18 protein-coding genes are annotated in these 16,897 nt (G+C 70.9%); 4 read left to right on the top strand and 14 right to left on the bottom strand.

Translation table 11 applies throughout. From position 1 onward, the window contains the following. Positions 1–42: 42 nt before the first annotated feature. The 6 genes from ACZ7EG_RS00305 to ACZ7EG_RS00280 form a co-directional block, all read right to left on the bottom strand. Entirely contained in the window at positions 43–1,053 is a 1,011-nt protein-coding gene (locus ACZ7EG_RS00305) for an SDR family oxidoreductase (protein ID WP_471070139.1), read from the bottom strand. Between the two features lie 135 nt (positions 1,054–1,188). Beyond that, entirely contained in the window at positions 1,189–1,779 is a 591-nt protein-coding gene (locus ACZ7EG_RS00300) for a winged helix-turn-helix domain-containing protein (protein WP_471070137.1), read from the bottom strand. 118 nt (positions 1,780–1,897) lie between these two features. Further along, the gene (locus tag ACZ7EG_RS00295) at positions 1,898–2,020 is read right to left on the bottom strand and encodes a hypothetical protein (protein ID WP_471070134.1); all 123 of its coding nucleotides are present in this window, start codon (positions 2,018–2,020) and stop codon (positions 1,898–1,900) included. Positions 2,021–2,190: 170 nt separating this feature from the next. After that, the gene (glnII, locus tag ACZ7EG_RS00290) at positions 2,191–3,222 is read right to left on the bottom strand and encodes a glutamine synthetase (protein ID WP_471070132.1); all 1,032 of its coding nucleotides are present in this window, start codon (positions 3,220–3,222) and stop codon (positions 2,191–2,193) included. A gap of 354 nt (positions 3,223–3,576) precedes the next feature. Then, positions 3,577–4,278 (bottom strand): RlpA-like double-psi beta-barrel domain-containing protein, encoded by a 702-nt coding sequence (locus ACZ7EG_RS00285; RefSeq protein WP_471070130.1) that lies wholly within the window; start codon positions 4,276–4,278, stop codon positions 3,577–3,579. A 118-nt stretch (positions 4,279–4,396) separates the two neighbouring features. Then, positions 4,397–4,756, bottom strand: coding sequence for an arsenate reductase family protein (locus tag ACZ7EG_RS00280; protein WP_344457354.1), 360 nt, complete (start codon positions 4,754–4,756; stop codon positions 4,397–4,399). Between the two features lie 228 nt (positions 4,757–4,984). On the opposite strand from ACZ7EG_RS00280, the gene ACZ7EG_RS00275 reads away from it, so the two are divergent. Continuing rightward, positions 4,985–5,299, top strand: a complete 315-nt coding sequence (locus ACZ7EG_RS00275) for a hypothetical protein (RefSeq protein WP_471070128.1) — start codon at positions 4,985–4,987, stop codon at positions 5,297–5,299. Between the two features lie 58 nt (positions 5,300–5,357). On the opposite strand, the gene ACZ7EG_RS00270 is transcribed toward ACZ7EG_RS00275, so the two are convergent. Further along, a complete protein-coding gene (locus ACZ7EG_RS00270; RefSeq protein WP_471070126.1) occupies positions 5,358–6,413 on the bottom strand; it encodes an aldo/keto reductase in 1,056 nt (351 codons plus the stop codon). A 102-nt stretch (positions 6,414–6,515) separates the two neighbouring features. Here ACZ7EG_RS00270 and ACZ7EG_RS00265 point away from each other — a divergent pair, with 102 nt between their 5' ends. After that, positions 6,516–7,142 carry a TetR/AcrR family transcriptional regulator gene (locus ACZ7EG_RS00265; protein WP_471070124.1) on the top strand — a complete coding sequence of 209 codons (627 nt, stop codon included), beginning with the start codon at positions 6,516–6,518 and terminating at the stop codon, positions 7,140–7,142. Between the two features lie 28 nt (positions 7,143–7,170). On the opposite strand, the gene ACZ7EG_RS00260 is transcribed toward ACZ7EG_RS00265, so the two are convergent. The 5 genes from ACZ7EG_RS00260 to ACZ7EG_RS00240 all read right to left on the bottom strand — a co-directional run bounded on the left by ACZ7EG_RS00260 (position 7,171) and on the right by ACZ7EG_RS00240 (position 12,130). Then, a complete protein-coding gene (locus tag ACZ7EG_RS00260) occupies positions 7,171–8,358 on the bottom strand; it encodes a winged helix DNA-binding domain-containing protein (protein ID WP_471070122.1) in 1,188 nt (395 codons plus the stop codon). A gap of 85 nt (positions 8,359–8,443) precedes the next feature. Further along, entirely contained in the window at positions 8,444–10,066 is a 1,623-nt protein-coding gene (locus tag ACZ7EG_RS00255) for an alpha/beta fold hydrolase (protein ID WP_471070120.1), read from the bottom strand. A 41-nt stretch (positions 10,067–10,107) separates the two neighbouring features. Then, a complete protein-coding gene (gene pspAB, locus ACZ7EG_RS00250) occupies positions 10,108–10,692 on the bottom strand; it encodes a PspA-associated protein PspAB (protein ID WP_471070118.1) in 585 nt (194 codons plus the stop codon). Positions 10,693–10,699: 7 nt separating this feature from the next. Next, positions 10,700–11,617, bottom strand: coding sequence for a zinc metalloprotease HtpX (gene htpX, locus ACZ7EG_RS00245; RefSeq protein WP_471070116.1), 918 nt, complete (start codon positions 11,615–11,617; stop codon positions 10,700–10,702). Between the two features lie 141 nt (positions 11,618–11,758). Further along, positions 11,759–12,130: a cupin domain-containing protein gene (locus ACZ7EG_RS00240; protein WP_471070114.1), complete on the bottom strand. Its 372-nt coding sequence runs from the start codon at positions 12,128–12,130 to the stop codon at positions 11,759–11,761. Positions 12,131–12,198: 68 nt separating this feature from the next. On the opposite strand from ACZ7EG_RS00240, the gene ACZ7EG_RS00235 reads away from it, so the two are divergent. Continuing rightward, positions 12,199–13,107 carry a GNAT family N-acetyltransferase gene (locus ACZ7EG_RS00235; RefSeq protein WP_471070112.1) on the top strand — a complete coding sequence of 303 codons (909 nt, stop codon included), beginning with the start codon at positions 12,199–12,201 and terminating at the stop codon, positions 13,105–13,107. On the opposite strand, the gene ACZ7EG_RS00230 is transcribed toward ACZ7EG_RS00235, so the two are convergent. Next, on the bottom strand, positions 13,085–13,351 hold the full coding sequence (locus tag ACZ7EG_RS00230) for an SCO2583/SCO2584 N-terminal domain-containing protein (protein WP_471070110.1): 267 nt from the start codon (positions 13,349–13,351) through the stop codon (positions 13,085–13,087). The genes ACZ7EG_RS00235 and ACZ7EG_RS00230 overlap by 23 nt on opposite strands. Before the next feature lie 173 nt (positions 13,352–13,524). Here ACZ7EG_RS00230 and ACZ7EG_RS00225 point away from each other — a divergent pair, with 173 nt between their 5' ends. Beyond that, positions 13,525–15,441: a hypothetical protein gene (locus ACZ7EG_RS00225; protein WP_471070108.1), complete on the top strand. Its 1,917-nt coding sequence runs from the start codon at positions 13,525–13,527 to the stop codon at positions 15,439–15,441. Here the strand turns inward: ACZ7EG_RS00225 and glnA are convergent. Next, positions 15,332–16,741: a type I glutamate--ammonia ligase gene (gene glnA, locus ACZ7EG_RS00220; protein ID WP_471070106.1), complete on the bottom strand. Its 1,410-nt coding sequence runs from the start codon at positions 16,739–16,741 to the stop codon at positions 15,332–15,334. The genes ACZ7EG_RS00225 and glnA overlap by 110 nt on opposite strands. Positions 16,742–16,897: the final 156 nt, after the last annotated feature.

Raw genomic sequence — 16,897 nt, 5'->3', positions numbered from 1 at the left:
GGGGGTGGTGCTACGTACACCTGAGGGGCGAACGCGCGGTGCTCACGCGCCGGTTCCGGCCGCGAGCACCTTCGCCTCCACCTCCGGGTCGAGGCCCTTGCGCGTCCGGTCGGGGCGCTGGGGTGCGACACCGCCGATGCCGCACAGCCAGTTCCAGGTGTCGGCCACGGTCTCCTCTACGGGTCGGCAGACCAGGCCGGTCCCGACCGCCCGGGAGACGTCCACGCTGTGCAGGGCGTCGTGCAGGTCGCTGCCCGGCGGCACCCACACCGGCAACTCCGTCCACGGCTCGATGCCCGCCTCAAGGATCACCCCGGGCTCCGTCCAGCGGAGTTCGGCCGCACCGCCCGTGACCCGCGCGCACGCGTCGAGGAACGTCCCCATCGTGGCGTGCCCCTGCGGACCGATCAGGTTGTACGGCCCGCTCAACTCCCGCTCCACCGCACCGAGGATCCACTCCGACAGGTCCCGGACGTCGACGTACTGCAGGGGGAGGTCCCGCGGCCCCGGCGCCAGGACCGGTCCGCCGCGGGCCATCCGGGTCAGCCACCACGGGAGACGGCCGACGTTCTCGTACCGACCGAGGAGCAGCCCCGCCCGGACGAGCAGTGAGCGGTCCGCGCCGAAGGACTCGACGGCGGCCAGCTCGCCGCCCCTCTTGTCCCGGGCGTAGTCGGTCTGCTCCGCGTCGGCCGACGCCCCCTCCACCAGGGGCGCGTCCTCGTCGTACCCGGCGGGCGGGGCCCACGCGTACACCGAGCAGCTCGACACGTATACGTACCGGCCGGCGCGGCCCCGCAGCAGCCGCGCCGTGTCCAGCACCGCGCGGGGCGCCGCCGACCAGGTGTCCACCACGACGTCCCACTCACCCGGGTCGTCGGCCAGGGCGGCCAGACCGCCGGGCGCGGTGCGGTCACCGAGCAGCGACCGGACGCCCGGTGGGGCCTCGTGCCGGCCCCGGTGGAAGACGGTGACCTCCCAGCCCCGCTCCAGCGCCGCCTCCACGACGGCCCGTCCCACGAACTCCGTACCACCCAGCATCAGAAGCCTCATGCCGGTGACTCTGCCCGGTCCGGTGAGGGGACGGACGTGGATCTGCTGTCAGCAGAGAAGGAGCCCCTGGCCTTTCGCGGGCCCCGGAGCCCGTGCCGGACCCTGTCCCGCGGACCAAGCCCACCGGCCTGCCCGTCAGTGTCCCTTCGGCGGCACGTACTTGTAGCCCACGCGGCGCACCGTGCGGATCGTGTCGCGGTGCTCCACGCCCAGCTTGCGGCGCAGGCGGGCGATGTGGACGTCGACCGTGCGGCCGTCGCCGACGTGTCCGTAGCCCCACACCGTGCCGACCAGCTGGTCGCGGGTGTGCACCCGGCCCGGGTGCGCCACCAGGTGTGCCAGCAACTCGAACTCCAGGTAGGTGAGGTCGAGCGGCCGGCCGTCGACCCGGGCGGTGCGCTGCACGGTGTCGATCCGGATCACCGGTTCGCCGCCCGGCTCGGCGACGGGCTCCGGGCCGGCGGCCTGCGGCAGGTCGGGCACCGCCACCGGGAACGGCGGCTGCTGGTCGGCGGGGACGAGCACCAGGTAGCCGATCATGGGCGGCTGTCCCGGCAGCGTGGGCAGGGTGTGCTGCGGTGCCGGCAGCCAGGTGGCGCCCGGCGGCAGCAGGTCCGCGACCGTGACCACCTCGTCCCGGTCGACGGCACGCAGCCGATGCCGGGGGCCGTGCGGCGCGGGGGCGGTGAGAGGGGCGGCGGTGGACAGAGAACGAGTGGTCGCCATGAGAGGTCAGCTCTTTCGCGCGAGGAGTTCGTCGGGGAGGTCGACGGCCGCGATTCGTGGTCGGGCTCGCCGAGGGACGTACGCGGTTCGCGCTGGCCGAAGGCCGGGGTGTGCGGCTTTAGAGGGCCGGCGCGTTCATCGCGCGGCAACACACCCGGTCGAAGTCGTGGTCCTGGCGGGACGGCCAGAAGGGCTCGAGGTCATGACGACCCGTCGCGGTGCACTTCTGGTAGTCGGACATGACTCCATTGAAGCAGAGCTGATCCCGCGCCGGGACCCTCCTCTCACTGCTTGGACACACGCGTCCCGTCAGGGCGCGGGGAACCGCGCGACGAGCCGCGTCGTCGTGGCAGACGAAAGGGGGCGCCCACCGCGAACGGTGAGCGCCCCCTCAGGAGCCTGCGGGGCGGATCAGACCTGGCCGGCCTTCTCCAGCGCCGAGCAGCAGGTGTCGACGAGCAGACGCGTCACCACGTACGGGTCGACGTTGGCGTTCGGACGGCGGTCCTCGATGTAGCCCTTGCCGTCCTTCTCGACCTGCCAGGGGATACGGACCGAGGCGCCGCGGTTGGAGACGCCGTAGGAGTACTCGTTCCACGGGGCGGTCTCGTGCAGGCCGGTGAGGCGGTCGTCGATGCCGGCGCCGTAGTTCTTGACGTGGTCGAGCGGCTTGGAGCCCTCGCCGAGCGACTCGGCCGCGGTGATGATCGCGTCGTAGCTCTCGCGCATCGCCTTGGTGGAGAAGTTGGTGTGCGCACCGGCGCCGTTCCAGTCGCCCTTGACCGGCTTGGGGTCGAGGGTGGCGGCGATGTCGAAGTCCTCGGCGGTGCGGTAGAGCAGCCAGCGGGCCACCCACAGGTGGTCGGAGACCTCCAGCGGGGAGACCGGGCCGACCTGGAACTCCCACTGGCCGGGCATGACCTCGGCGTTGATGCCGGAGATGGCGAGACCGGCCTTCAGGCAGTTGTCCAGGTGCGCCTCGACGACCTCACGGCCGAAGATCTCGTCCGCGCCGACACCGCAGTAGTAGCCGCCCTGCGGGGCCGGGAAGCCGCCCTTGGGGAAGCCGAGCGGGTAGCCGTCCTTGAAGAACGTGTACTCCTGCTCGATGCCGAAGATCGGCTCCTGCGCCGCGAACTTCTCCGCGACCTCGCCCAGCGCCGCACGGGTGTTGCTGGCGTGCGGGGTGAGGTCGATGTTCAGGACCTCGCACAGCACCAGGATGTCGTCGCCGCCCCGGATCGGGTCGGGGCAGCTGAAGACCGGCTTGAGGACACAGTCCGAGGAGTGGCCCTCGGCCTGGTTGGTCGAAGACCCGTCGAAGCCCCAGATCGGCAGCGCGTCGAGACCGGCGGGGGAACCCGTGATGATCTTGGTCTTGGAACGCAGTTTGGCCGTCGGCTCGGTGCCGTCGATCCAGATGTACTCAGCCTTGAAGGTCACGGGCCACATCCTTCGGGGGTGTGTCTGGGCGCGTATCGCGGGTGCTGCGGCGCTGCGGCACCGGTGCGCCGCGTCTGCTGCCCGGCAGCCTGACAACAGGCGATTTCCCGGCCATTGCTCGAATGTGAACCCCGTGTTACCTGGTGACACGGTGCCGCGCTTCACGCTGTGAGGATGTTTTGCGGAATGCGGCGCCGGTCACCGGCTCCCCTCCGTCAAGCCGGTGAGCGGCGCCGCACGGCCCGCACGCGCCGGTCCTGCCACCCCTGGCCGGGGGCGGCAGGACCGGTGACACGTACGAGGGGCGGCCGAGGGGGTGGCCGCCGCCTCATCGATTCACTCGGTCGTAGGGCCTCACCCCACCTTCTCGATCAGGGCCCGGCGGATCAGGAACTTGCCGGGCTCACGGACCTGTTCGAAGGCCGCGTTGTTGAGGAGCGCACAGCTGCCGGAGACCGAAGTGACCTCCACCGTCGTGGACTTGTTGTTGTCCAGGTTGGTGACCTTCAGCTTCGTGCCGGCCGGGAACTGGTTGCTGGACGCGGCGGGCGCACCGCCCTCGCCGGAGAGCGTGACCGTGGAGCCGTTGCACACCTGCTGCCCGGAGGCAGCGGCACCGCCCCCGGCGTCTCCCGCGGGGGCGGACTCGGCGGGGGCGGACTCGGCGGGCTGCGACGGCTGGGCCGAAGCCGCGGGCGGCTGGGCCGACTGGGCGGGCTGCGACGGCTGCGCGGTCTGGGAGTCCTGAGCCGACTCCCCGACGGCGCACCCCGACGCCTCCTGCTTCCGCTTGATCTCCGCGACGACCGCCTCGCGGTTGGCGATCCGCGCCTCGGACTGCGCGTCCGGGTTGGCCCGTTGGTCCGCGATGAACTTCTGGTTGTTGCCGAGGGCGGTGGCGAGACCCAGGCAGACCGTCGACTCCGACGCCGACTTGGGAGTCGGGGCGGCGTTCGACGTGCTCGCCATGACGAAGGCCCCGCCTCCCGCCACCGTCGCCGCGCTCACCAGCAGCGCGATCTTCTTCTTCGTGCCGAGAGTTCTCCTGCGCGACATGCGCGCCTCCTGAAGAGGTAGGGGAGCGTACGCCGCTATGTACGAGATACCGAACGAGGTTACTCAGCGGTTACAGGAGTCACTCAAGTGACCTGTGCCACACGGGGGTGGCGGCCGGTCAGCGCGACAGGGCGTCCCGCACGGCCTCGTCGGTGCGGCCGACCACCGCCGTTCCGTCGTCCGCGGTGATGATCGGGCGCTGGATCAGCTTCGGGTGCTCGGCGAGGGCGGTGATCCAGCGGTCGCGCGAGGCGGCGTCCCGCGGCCACTCCTTGAGGCCGAGCTCCTTGGCGTCGGCCTCCTGGGTGCGGGTGATGTCCCAGGGTTCGAGACCGAGGCGCTCGAGCACGCCCCGGATCTCGTCCTCGCTCGGCACGTCCTCCAGGTAGCGGCGGACGGTGTAGTCGGCGCCCTCGGCGTCGAGCAGCGTCAGGGCGCTGCGGCACTTCGAGCAGGCGGGATTGATCCAGATCTCCATGCGCCCACGGTACGCGCCGACCGTCTTGTTCGATTTTCCGGCGTCCCTCCGGCACCTCGCGGACCAGTCGTGACATGGCGCCAGTTCCCAGCTCTACCAGGGAGTTTGCCGGTCTCTGCGGACTCCCTGTTGTCAGTGCCGGACGGTAAACTGTAAGAAGTGTTCGAGGGTTGCGCCGGGGATGACGACGTCTTCGGTGAGCCGCCCGACCGCGACAGGAGGATGCCTGTGCCCGCTGCCGCCCTGAAGTCGAAGCCGCTGCCCACCCAGTCCACCGCGAAGCGTCCCGTCCTGCTCGACCTGCCGTACGCGCCCGTGGAGAAGCGGCCGCTGCCGCCGGGCCGGCCGCGCCAGTGGTACGTGACGCACAACCGCCGTCTCAAGGCGATGCGCCTCGCCATCGCCCTGCTCGACTCGGGCGTCTACATGCCGAACCAGGCCCGCAACGAGACGATCCGCGACACGGCCGAAACGATCGGCGTGCACCCGCCGTCGGACACGACGTGCCACATGGTGCGGGCGTTCATGCGGTACGCGCGCTGACCCGTCCGCTCCGCTCCGAGCGCCGGACGCCCCGAACGGCGGGGTGCCCGGCGCTCGTTCATGCCGCCCGGCCGGGTGCCGTGAGCACCGGCGGGTTGAGGCGGGCGAAGCCCTCCTGGCGCTCGTAGGGGAAGTAGGGGTACGGCGCCGGGCGGTGGCTCGCCGCGTCGAGCTTCGCCACCTGCTCGGGGGTGAGGCTCCAGCCGATGGCACCGAGGTTCTGGCGCAGCTGCCGCTCGTCCCGGGCGCCGATGAGGACGGAGGACACGGTCGGCCGCTGAAGCAGCCAGTTCAGGGCGATCTGCGGCACCGCCTTGCCCGTCTCCTCCGCGATCTCGTCCAGTGCGTCGACGACGTCGTAGAGGTGCTCGTCGGAGACGGGCGGGCCGTAGTCGGCGGTGCGGTGCAGCCGGCTGTCGGGCGGGAGCGGTGCGCCGCGGCGGACCTTGCCGGTCAGGCGCCCCCAGCCGAGCGGGCTCCAGACGATCGCGCCGAGGCCCTGGTCGAGGGCGAGCGGCATCAGCTCCCACTCGTAATCGCGGCCGATCAGGGAGTAGTACACCTGGTGGGCCACATGGCGCGGACGGCCGTGCCGCTCGGCGGCCGCGAGGGACTTCATCACCTGCCAGCCGGAGAAGTTGGAGACGCCGGTGTAACGGACCTTGCCCGCCTGGACCAGCGAGTCGAGCGCGGCCAGCACCTCCTCGACCGGTGTTCCGGCGTCGAAGGCGTGGAGCTGGAAGAGATCGAGGTGATCCGTGCCGAGCCGGCGCAGGGCGTCCTCGCAGGCACGGATCAGGCGGGAGCGGGAGGAGCCCGCGTCGCCCGGTCCGTCACCCATCGGCAGACCCGTCTTGGTGGAGAGGATCACCTGGTCGCGGCGCCCCTTGACCGCCTGGCCGAGCACCTCCTCGGAGGCGCCGCAGGAGTAGACGTCGGCGGTGTCGAACATCGTGATGCCGGCGTCCAGGCAGATGTCCACCAGGCGGCGTGCCTCCTGCGCGTCGGTGGTGCCCCAGGCGCCGAAGAGCGGACCCCGCCCGCCGAAGGTGCCGGCTCCGAAGCTCAACGCGGGGACCATGAGCCCGGACGCGCCCAGTCGTCTGTATTCCATTGCGGACCCCTCTCGGCGGCGACCCTCATTAACGGGTCTGTGGTTCCGTTAGTGGTCACTAAAGTAGCAGGGTGAGGTCCCTAATGGAACAGGAGTGCCGTTATGGCTGACGGAGGTGAACCGGGGACCGTACGGCCCGGGGGACGCACGGCGCGCGTGCGGGAGGCGGTGCTGCGCGCGGCCGAGGACGCCCTGACCGAGCAGGGCTTCAGCGGCCTGGACCTGGCCGACATCGCCCGCCGAGCCGACGTGGGCAAGACGACCGTCTACCGCCGCTGGGGAACGGTGGCCGCACTGGTGGCCGACCTCCTCCAGGACATGGCCGAGCAGTCCGCGCCGCGCACCGAGACCGGCTCGCTGCTCGGAGACCTGACGGCCAATGCCCTCCTCGTCCAGCGCACGCTCACGGACCCTCGGCAGGGACCGCTGTTCAAGGCCCTGATCGCCGCCGCGACCGGCGACGCGAGAACGGCCGCCGCACTGCACCGCTTCTACGACATCCGCGTACGGGAATGGGCCCCCTGCGTCCGGCAGGCCGTCGACCGGGGCGAGGTGCCCCAGGGCACCGATGCCCACGAGCTGGTGCGCGCGGTCTCCGCCCCGCTCTACTACCACCTGCTGATCAGCGGGGACCGGCTCGACGAGACCACGGCCGCCCGCGCCGCCGAGGCCGCGGTGACGGCGGCGCGGGCGGGGGTGTACGTCACGGACCGAGGGGGGAAGGCCTAGGGGCGCTTCCGACAGAGCCCCCCGTTCTTCAGCCTGCCGCCAGTTCCTTCTCCAGCGGTGTCCGGAAGCGGGGGGTGATTCGCGTCGTGCCGAGCCATCCGGCGAGCCGCTCCGCCTCCGAGCCGATCGCCGCATGGGCCTCCCGGCCGACGCCGTCCTCGTCGAGAAGCCGCCAGACGATCTCCCCGTCGGGCCGCTGGGCCCAGCCGCCGATCACCCGTCCGTTCCACCAAACCGTCGGCCCGACGTTGCCGCTGCCGTCGAACAACCCCGGCCGCAGCTCGGGGGCGAGATACCAGTCGCGCTGCTGCCAGCCCATCGCCGTCGGGTCGAGTCCGGGCAGCAGCGCGGCCCAGGGCTCGTCGGGCGAGGGCACCGGGTCCGCGTCGCCCTCGGCCACATACCCCGTCCCCTCGTCCAACGACACCGGCTCCGCCCCGATCGCGGCCAGGGCCCTGCGGACCTCCGTCACGCGCCACCCCGTCCACCACTTCAGGTCGGCCTCGGTCGCCGGACCGCACGCGCTCAGCCACCGTCTCAGCAGCTCCGCCTGCGCCCCCGCCGTGCCCGGCTCGGCATGCTCGGGCGCGACAGCCCAGCGGAACTGGCTGGACGTCCAGGAGCCGAGCGGCCGGCCGCGCACGACCTTCCCCTCGACGCCCAGCACCCTCAGCAGCCGGGTCGAGACCGTGTGCGTCCCCTCGTAGCTCTTCCCGGCCGCGTACACGAACTGCTTCCGCAACCGCGGTTCGTCCTGGGCGAGTTCGGCCGCGGTCGCCTGCCCGCGCCGGGCGAGCGCCGCCAGTGTCGACTCCTCGACCTCCTTCAGCCAGGCCGCGTCCGGCGCACCGGCCGCCGCCATGTGCTTGAGCAGCGAAGCCCTCTCCCGGGCGGCGACGGCCACCCCCGTGGAAGCGTGCACGACGGCGGTCAGGGCGGTGGGAAACACGAACACCGTGTGCCGCATGCCGTGCATCCGCACCAGGTGACGGTCCCCGTACAGGGCCCGCTCCGTCTCCCCGACGGTCCCGGCGGGGTCCGCGAGCCGTGCGCCCACGGCCAGGTACACCGTCGCCGGGTCCGTGCCGTGCAGCGCGACCAGCGCATCGGCGACCTCCTCGGGCGTCCCCGCCCTGGCCCGCCCGGCCAGCCGGTGCCGCAGCGCGAGCCGGGCCCGCCGCTCCGCCACGTCGATGTACCGCGCTCCGCCGCCCATACCCGGCCTCCACTCGCCGCGTCCTTACGACCCTCCTGCATCATCGCGGACACCACTGACAGTCGCCCGCGACAGGCCTGCCGCCTCAGCCGTACCGCTCCAGCAGCCCCGTCACATAGGCCTCCAGCCGCCCGCCCAGCACCTCGGGCGTCAGATCCGTCCGGCCCAGTTCCCGCCACGGCCCCGCCGGCTTCGCCGCGTCGGGGACGTAGGCCAGGGCGTCGAGCAGCCGCCAGTAGAGGTGGTCCGGGCCGTCGGCCAAGAGCCGCCCGCCCCGCGCCTCGTAGCGCTTCCGGAAGGAGAGGCCGTATTCGGGGCCGTGCAGCAGCGCGAGTGCCGTCGAACAGTGGGCGACGTCCAGGTCGGCCGGTCCCCAGGAGGTCTCCACCCAGTCGACGACCCCGCTGATCCGCAGACCGGTCCCCGACCCCGTGAACAGGACGTTCCCCGGGTGGAAGTCACGGTGCAGGAAACAGCCGTCGTACGGCGGGGGATCGCGGCGGATGACGTCCACGGCCCGCTCCCACCCCGACGGGACCGCCCCCGGCGACGTCCACGCCTGGTACGTCCGCGGACGCTCCCGGGGGACGACCCGGTGGATCCGGGCCAGCTGGGCCGCCATCAGGTCCACCCGCGCGTCGAGTTCCTCCTCGTCGACCCGGACCCGGCCCGGCAGCAGGGACATCAACAGGGACGGATGGTCGCAGTGCTCGCCCGTCGCGTCGACACCGATCAGCTCGGGGGCCGGCACGCCCTCCTGTTCGGCCAGCAGCGTGAGAATCTCCGCCTCGCGGGCCAGCAGCCCGGGCGCGTGCCGCCGGAAGAAGGGCTTCACGAAGGTCCGCAGCGCCAGCTCGGTGCCGTCGTCGAGCGTGAGCCGCCGCATCTGGGCGCTCCAACCCCCACTCATGAGAGTCGACTTGTCGACTGTACGGCTCTCCGGGAGCTGCTTGGCCACCCACCCGCGCGTCGCCGTCCAGCCCTGCTCTCCCAGCCCGGTCAGCACGGCGGTGACGAACTCCCGCCGGTCGCCGGGACGGTCGCGGAACCACAGGCCCAACCGGTGCTCCGCTTCAGGGAGTACCCGGTGGGTGAACTGCGCGCGACGGGCCAGCGCCTCGGAGAGGGCCTCCGTCACCGCGGGCGGGATGACCTCGTCCGTGCCCGGCACCGCGAGCACCGCACGTCCCTCGAACGCCCGCAGGACGTCCAGCGCGGGCGCCGCACGCCAGCTCCCGGGCCTGCGGATGATCTCGCTGAACCGCCCGTCGCCCGAGCCGAACGGCACGTCCCACGCCTCGCCCGCGTACACCGCAGGCGCACACAGCCCCAGGGCCGCCACCCGCTCCCCGTAGTGCCGTACGAGATCCGCCACCGTCTGGCCGCTCATGCTGAACCCGACCAGGACCAGCGGCCCGTCCCCACGCGCGTGTGTGTCGATCACGGAGACGGCCTGCTCGAAGCGGCGCCGCAGGCTCAGCTCCCGCAGCAGGCCGGTGCTCTCCCCGTGTCCCGAGAAGTCGAAGGCGAGGGCATGACAGCCGTGCGCGGCGAACTCCGCCAGCAGCGGCACCAGCCGCTCCTTGCTGCCGTTGCCCGCTCCGTGCAACAGGACGGCCGTCGCCCGGGCCGGCGCACCGTCGCCGGTGCACAATCCCTTGAGCCGTTCGCCGCCGATGACGTGTGTGAAAGGGATCAGCTCGCTCATCCGGCCATTCACTCACGCGACCCACTGCCCATGAGGGGCGTTCACAGTCCCGGTGCCCCCCACACCGGGAACCAGCGGCTCAGGTCCTGCTCGATGCGCAGATCACCGGCGAGTGCGGCCCGCACCCGCAGTTCGAGTGCGTTGTCGCGCCGCTGTGTTCCGTCGGGCAGCGGTGCGAACGGGTAGAACGTGCCGCGCTTGTAGAGGTAGACCAGCGCGAGCCGCCGACCGGCGGGGCCCTCGAACCCGGCCAGGGAGCAGAGCAGTTGGGGACCGAACCCGTTGACCTCCATCTGGCTGTTCACGGCGTGCAGGTCGTTCACGAGGGCGGAGAGCTGACCGGGGGCGCGCCGCGAGACCAGCCAGGAGTAGCCGTAGTCGTCCAGCCGCAGCTCCACCGGCGGGCCCTCGCGGTCGGAATCGGCGTCCAGCAGGGCCTGCACCTCGCGGTGGGACTGCTCGAAGGCCGCGCCCTCGACCGTGGCGAAGCACACCGCGCCCTGCCCCGTCGGTGTGAAACCCGCGGCGGCCTCCAGGGTCACGGCCGCCGAGGGCAGCGCGAAGAGCCGGTCGAGATCCGCCACGACCGGTTTCGTCCGGCCGAGCAGGATGTCCAGCAGCCCCATGCGCCGGTCACCCCCCTCCCGGTGCCGCCGCCTCGCCCAGTTCGGCGGAGATACGGCCCAGCTGGTCGAGCCGCTGCTCCAGGCTCGGGTGGGTCGAGAAGAGCCGTGCGACACCGGGCTCACGGCCCAGCGCCGGGGTGAAGTAGAAGGCGTTGAAGGCCTGGGCCGTGCGCAGGTCCTTGGTCGGGATGCGGGCGATGTCGCCGGAGACCTTGGTGAGCGCGGAGGCCAGCGCCGAGGGCCGACCGGTGAGCAGGGCCGCAGCCCGGTCCGCGGCCAGCTCCCGGTACCGGGACAGGGCCCGGATCATCAGGAAGCTGATCGCGTAGACGGCCGCCGACACACCCATCACCGCGGCGAAGACGGCCGCCGTGTTCTGGTCCCTCCGGCCCCCGCCGAACAGCTGGGAGTAGAAGGCGAACCTCACGATCAGACCCGCGATCACCCCGAGGAACGACGCGACCGTGATCACGGCGACGTCCTTGTGCGCCACGTGCGACAGCTCGTGCGCCAGCACGCCCTCCAGTTCGGCCGGCTCCAGCCGCCGCAGCAGCCCGGTCGTCACACAGACCACCGCGTGGTCGGGGTTCCGCCCGGTCGCGAACGCGTTCGGCATGTCCATCTCGGACACGGCGACCACCGGCTTGGGCATGTCGGCGAGGGCACACAGCCGGTCCACGACGCCATGCAACTCGGGATACTCGTCCCGCTCCACGACCCGCCCGCGCATCGCGTACAGCGCGACCCGGTCGGAGAACCAGTACTGCGCGCCGAGCAGCGCCGCCGCGACCACCACGACCAGCACCCACGACTTCAGCAGCACGATCAACGCGGCGACGAACCCCACGTACAACAGTCCGAGCAGGAACAGCGTGATCCCCATCCGGGTGGTCAACCGCCGATCGCTCCGGAAGCGGCTGTGCATCTGCCTCACCCCGCAGTCACGCACTCGTCCCACCGCCAGTGTGCACCGTCCCCGCTCATGAACGGGTCGTGCACGTCCCCAGAGCGGGCAAAGGCCTCCCGCTTAAGGAGCGGACGCGCGCATCCGGACCGGGCAAAGGCGTCACCCGCCCGAGGAAACCGCGTAGCCGGGCACGGACGGCCACCGCACGGTCAGCACCACCGACTCCTCCTCGGCGACCCACGAGTGATCGACGCCGCGCCCCCACACGACGTAGTCCCCCTGCCGCTCCAGCAGCACACTGCGCCCGGGCAGCTCCACCCGGAACCGGCCGCTGATCAGCACGAGCAGTGCGGTACGCGCCTCGCCCCGCACCCACTGCACCCGCTCGTCACCGGGAGGATGCACGCCCCACTTGATCTCCACGGCCTCGCTGTGCCGCGGATCCCCGGCGTCCTTGAAATGCCCGAGGATCCAGCCGCGGTCCAGCGCGGCGTCCGCACCGGCGTTGCCCACGTACACACGATCTTCCACGGGGCCGGACGCTAACAGCCGCTGAATCCGAGTGCCTACCGCCGGAGCGATGGTGTGTCATCGGGGCCATGACGATCGTGGTGGGCATACCCGGGACAGGCGGCTTGGGCGAGGCTGTCGGCGTGCTGCGGGAGTGGCAGGACGACGGAGCGCCGATGCAGCTGCATCCGGGAGACGTGGGCTGGTTCTGGCGGTTCGGCGCGGGGGCGACGGCCGCGGCGGTACGGACCTGGAGCCGTGCCGGACGGATTATCGCCGTCGGGCTGCTGGACGGCCCCGAAGTGCTGCGGCTGACGATGGCACCGGACGTCCGCCAGGACGAGGGGCTGGCGAGGCAGCTGGTGGCGGACCTGACCGAGCCGGAGCGCGGCGTGCTGAAGGAGGGCGAGGCGTACGTCGAGGCGCCCGTCGGCTCGCCGGTCCAGGAGCTGCTGTGCCAGCAGGGCTGGAGCCTCGACGCGCCCTGGACGCCGCTGCGTCGCGACCTGAGGGAGCCGGTGGAGGAGCCAGGCGTGCGGATCGAGGTGATCGGGCCGCAGCAGGCGTACGTGCGGGCCGCCGTACAGCGGGCGTCGTTCGACAGGTCCACGTTCACGGAGGGCCACTGGCACGCGATGGCTGCCGGAGTGCCGTACGCCGACGCCCGGTGTCTGGTCGCCTACGACGGCCGGGGCGACGCGGTGGCGACGGTGACGGTGTGGTCGGCGGGTCCGGGGAAGCCCGGGCTGCTCGAGCCGATGGGTGTGCACCGGGACCATCGCGGGCAGGGCCACGGCAAGGCGATCACCGTCGCCGCGGCTGCCGCTCTGCGTGAGCTGGGCTCGTCGAGCGCGCTCGTGTGCACCCCGAGCTCCGGCGTCGCCGCCGTCGCCACCTACAGGGCGGCCGGCTTCGAGCCTCTCCCCGAGGTCAGGGACCGACGCCGGGACGCGAGCTCGTCCCGGCGGTCGGGACCTAGTACGGCGCCCGGAAGTTGATGTACCCCAGCAGTACGATCACCGCTGCCACGCACCCCAGCACCACGGCGGTCGAGATCCAGGAGGAGCGGCGGCGGGAGCCGACGTGCTCCGGGTCGGCACGGAACGGCACCGGCCCGGGCGGGTCGTGCTTCCAGCGCGCGGCGAGCATACGGGCCCGGGCCGAGGGCTCCTTGTGCTCGGCCCGGTCCGCCCATCTGAGGTCGAACTCGCGCTCCTGGTCGTCCTGTTCGTGCTCGGGCATTCCCATCCACCCCCGTGTGGTCCTGCCCCAAGAATAGAACACACGCCCGCGCCCCCGTCAGCGCCGCATACGCGCTGCAGTCAGCCCACTCGCCTTGCTGACCACGGTTCGTTATGGCCTTCCGAGGGCAGGATTTCCCGGCAGTCCCTTGCCATCGAGGGTGGGAGGAGCCGGTGGGGGCCAACAAGGGACCGTTCCGGCCGTGGGTTCGTTTGGTGGCGGTGACGGTGGTCAGCGCGGGCGTCGGACTGGTCGCCGCGCTGCTGGGGTCTGAAGCGTGGGCGGGGGCGGTGGGGGCCGTGGCGGCGGCTGTGGCCGGCGCCGTGGCTGTAGGCGCCCAGTCGGAATGGCAGCGGCAGGCCGAAGTGGCTCGCCGTCGCCCCGAGGCTTTGGAGATCGCCTCGCGAGCCGGACGCTTTCCGCTGGTACGAGACTTACGTGACCCTATTGCGGTCGGCGTCCACCCGGCGGCGACCATCGAGCGGGACGGTGAAGTCGATCGGGTGCCGGCGTACGTCACTCGCGATATCGAGCCCCACCTGCACGCTGCCCTGCGACGCGGCGGCTTCGTCCTACTGGTCGGCGAGTCCACTTCGGGTAAGACACGAGCCGCCTTCGAGGCGATCCGCTTGCTGCACCCCGATCACCATTTCGTGGCTCCTTCGACGCGCGAAGCAGTGGCAGTCCTGCTGGACGGTTGGGAAGCCGTGGATCGCTGTGTGGTGTGGCTGGATGACCTGGAACGCTTCCTGGGTACGGGAGGGCTGACCACATCCGTGCTGCACCGCCTGCTTTCCTCGGACCGGTACGTGCTGGTTCTCGTCACCATGCGCAGTCACGAGTACGACCGTTATCGCGACCGTGCGGAGACAGAGGTCTCCGGCGTCGCGCAAGAAGTCTGGCGGCAGGGACGGGCCGTGTTGAGGCAGGCCCAAGTGGTCTCCGTCGAGCGGCGATGGTCGGACACCGAGCGCGAACGTGCTGGTGCCGTCGCAACAGATTCCCGACTGGTCCGCGCGCTGGCCGGTGACGAGAGATTCGGTGTGGCCGAGCTGTTGGCGGCCGGCCCGGAACTGGCCGAAGCGTGGCAGCACGGCTGGGTCCCCGGACAGCACCCTCGTGGGGCAGCGCTGGTCGCAGCGGCAGTCGACGCCCGTCGTGCCGGCTACCACCGCCCGTTGCCCACGGACGTTCTCCAGCAACTGCACGAGATCTATCTCGCTCGCCGCGGCGGGGTGGAGCTGCGTCCGGAGTCGTACCCTGAGGCGCTGAACTGGGCCTTGACCCCCACGGTCCCTGCCGGAGCCAACAGCCTACTGCTCGGCGATCCAGAACACGGATGCCTGGCCTTCGACTATCTGATCGACTTACCTGGGCAGGAAGCCATACCCGAATCTGTCTGGACGACAGTGATGGAGCTTGCGCCGCTCCACGAGGCCTACAACATCGCCTTGAATGCAATGCACGAGGGTCATTTCATGATCGCAACCTCGGTGCTGCGGCAGGCGGGAGAAGCAGGTATCGGCGAAGCCGAGAGGATCCTGTGGGAATTAGGTTCGCCCATGCGTTCTGCCGAGGAAGCGTTGAGTGTCGCTCAGCAGAGAATGCTGGCCGCCCGACGTGACTTCGGCGACGACCACGAAGAGTCGATCATGGCGGAAAGCATGGTGGCATCCTTCACCTTTCACAGCGGCCGTCACTCCGAGGCTCGTCGTCTTTACGAACAATTAGCGCCCAGGGCGGCATCAGTATTGGGGCCCCATCATCGCCTAGTGCTGGGCGTGGAGTTCGGACTTGCCAGCAGCACGTGCATGTGTCCGCACAGGGGTGGGAGCGTTTCCAAGCGGCAATCTGCGCCGACGAAACCCTTCGTCCCTGGTGACGGGAAAGCCGTCGGCCGACTCTCCCATGCTGGGAGAGTCGGCCGACGGCTCACAGACGGCCCAGGAGAGCGGTCATACGCCCTGACCTGGGGCCAGATCACACGTCGAAGTACAGCTCGAACTCGTGCGGGTGCGGACGCAGCTGCAGCGGCGCGATCTCGTTCGTGCGCTTGTAGTCGATCCACGTCTCGATCAGGTCCGGCGTGAACACGTCGCCCTGGAGGAGGAACTCGTGGTCGGCCTCAAGGGAGTCGAGGACGGCCGGGAGCGAGGTCGGGACCTGCGGGACGCCCGCGTGCTCCTCGGGGGCCAGCTCGTAGAGGTCCTTGTCGATCGGCTCGGCCGGCTCGATCTTGTTCTTGATGCCGTCCAGGCCGGCCAGCAGCAGCGCCGAGAAGGCCAGGTACGGGTTGCCGGAGGAGTCGGGCGCGCGGAACTCGACGCGCTTGGCCTTCGGGTTCGACCCCGTGATCGGGATACGCATGGCGGCGGAGCGGTTGCGCTGCGAGTACACCAGGTTCACCGGCGCCTCGAAGCCCGGCACCAGGCGGTGGTACGAGTTCACCGTCGGGTTGGTGAAGGCCAGCAGCGACGGGGCGTGCTTGAGGATGCCGCCGATGTAGTAGCGGGCGGTGTCCGACAGGCCCGCGTAACCGGCCTCGTCGTAGAAGAGCGGCTGGCCGCCGGTCCACAGCGACTGGTGGACGTGCATGCCCGAGCCGTTGTCACCGAAGATCGGCTTCGGCATGAAGGTCGCGGTCTTGCCGTTCTGCCACGCCACGTTCTTCACGATGTACTTGAAGAGCTGGAGGTCGTCGGCCGCGGCGAGCAGCGTGTTGAACTTGTAGTTGATCTCGGCCTGGCCGGCGGTGCCCACCTCGTGGTGCTGGCGCTCGACCTTCAGGCCGGCCCGGTCCAGCTCCAGGGAGATCTGGGCACGCAGGTCGGCGAAGTGGTCGACCGGCGGGACCGGGAAGTAGCCGCCCTTGTAACGGACCTTGTAACCACGGTTGTCCTCGAGGGCACCGGTGTTCCAGGCACCGGCCTCGGAGTCGATGTGGTAGAAGGACTCGTTCGCGGTGGTGGCGAAGCGCACCGAGTCGAAGACGTAGAACTCGGCCTCGGGACCGAAGTACGCCGTGTCGGCGATGCCGGTCGACGCGAGGTAGGCCTCGGCCTTCTTCGCCACGTTGCGCGGGTCACGGGAGTACTGCTCGCCCGTGATCGGGTCGTGGATGAAGAAGTTGATGTTCAGCGTCTTGTCACGGCGGAACGGGTCGACCCGGGCGGTCGAGAGGTCCGCGCGCAGCGCCATGTCGGACTCGTGAATGGCCTGGAAGCCCCGGATCGAGGAGCCGTCGAAGGCGAGCTCCTCGTCAGCGTCGAACGCCTCCGCAGGCACCGTGAAGTGCTGCATCACGCCCGGGAGGTCGCAGAAGCGGACGTCGATGAACTTGACGTCCTCGTCCGCGATGAACTTCTTGGCCTCGTCGGCGTTCTGGAACATCCAGCTCCTCCTACTCCCGACCGTCCCGCCGGGGTGGTAGTTCGTTCGTGCTGCCAGTGCGGGTGGCACACGCTGACCTCGACCCTAGGGACGGGTGGTTTCTCGGGCGTGACTCATTTGTTTCGCACAAGTTAACCGGCTCACCCTCCACCGTAG

Source organism: Streptomyces sp. NPDC037100 (assembly GCF_055606225.1).
The sequence above is the reverse complement of the archived record's forward strand: the minus strand, read 5'-3'. Positions and strand labels throughout refer to the sequence as shown.

Bases quoted from the DNA above. Each gene is read 5' to 3' on its own strand.
- ACZ7EG_RS00305 (WP_471070139.1), bottom strand. From the start codon at position 1,053: ATGAGGCTTCTGATGCTGGGTGGTACGGAGTTCGTGGGACGGGCCGTC.
- ACZ7EG_RS00300 (WP_471070137.1), bottom strand. From the start codon at position 1,779: ATGGCGACCACTCGTTCTCTGTCCACCGCCGCCCCTCTCACCGCCCCC.
- ACZ7EG_RS00295 (WP_471070134.1), bottom strand. From the start codon at position 2,020: ATGTCCGACTACCAGAAGTGCACCGCGACGGGTCGTCATGACCTCGAG.
- ACZ7EG_RS00285 (WP_471070130.1), bottom strand. From the start codon at position 4,278: ATGTCGCGCAGGAGAACTCTCGGCACGAAGAAGAAGATCGCGCTGCTG.
- ACZ7EG_RS00280 (WP_344457354.1), bottom strand. From the start codon at position 4,756: ATGGAGATCTGGATCAATCCCGCCTGCTCGAAGTGCCGCAGCGCCCTG.
- ACZ7EG_RS00270 (WP_471070126.1), bottom strand. From the start codon at position 6,413: ATGGAATACAGACGACTGGGCGCGTCCGGGCTCATGGTCCCCGCGTTG.
- ACZ7EG_RS00265 (WP_471070124.1), top strand. From the start codon at position 6,516: ATGGCTGACGGAGGTGAACCGGGGACCGTACGGCCCGGGGGACGCACG.
- ACZ7EG_RS00260 (WP_471070122.1), bottom strand. From the start codon at position 8,358: ATGGGCGGCGGAGCGCGGTACATCGACGTGGCGGAGCGGCGGGCCCGG.
- ACZ7EG_RS00255 (WP_471070120.1), bottom strand. From the start codon at position 10,066: ATGAGCGAGCTGATCCCTTTCACACACGTCATCGGCGGCGAACGGCTC.
- pspAB (WP_471070118.1), bottom strand. From the start codon at position 10,692: ATGGGGCTGCTGGACATCCTGCTCGGCCGGACGAAACCGGTCGTGGCG.
- htpX (WP_471070116.1), bottom strand. From the start codon at position 11,617: ATGCACAGCCGCTTCCGGAGCGATCGGCGGTTGACCACCCGGATGGGG.
- ACZ7EG_RS00235 (WP_471070112.1), top strand. From the start codon at position 12,199: ATGACGATCGTGGTGGGCATACCCGGGACAGGCGGCTTGGGCGAGGCT.
- ACZ7EG_RS00230 (WP_471070110.1), bottom strand. From the start codon at position 13,351: ATGCCCGAGCACGAACAGGACGACCAGGAGCGCGAGTTCGACCTCAGA.
- glnA (WP_471070106.1), bottom strand. From the start codon at position 16,741: ATGTTCCAGAACGCCGACGAGGCCAAGAAGTTCATCGCGGACGAGGAC.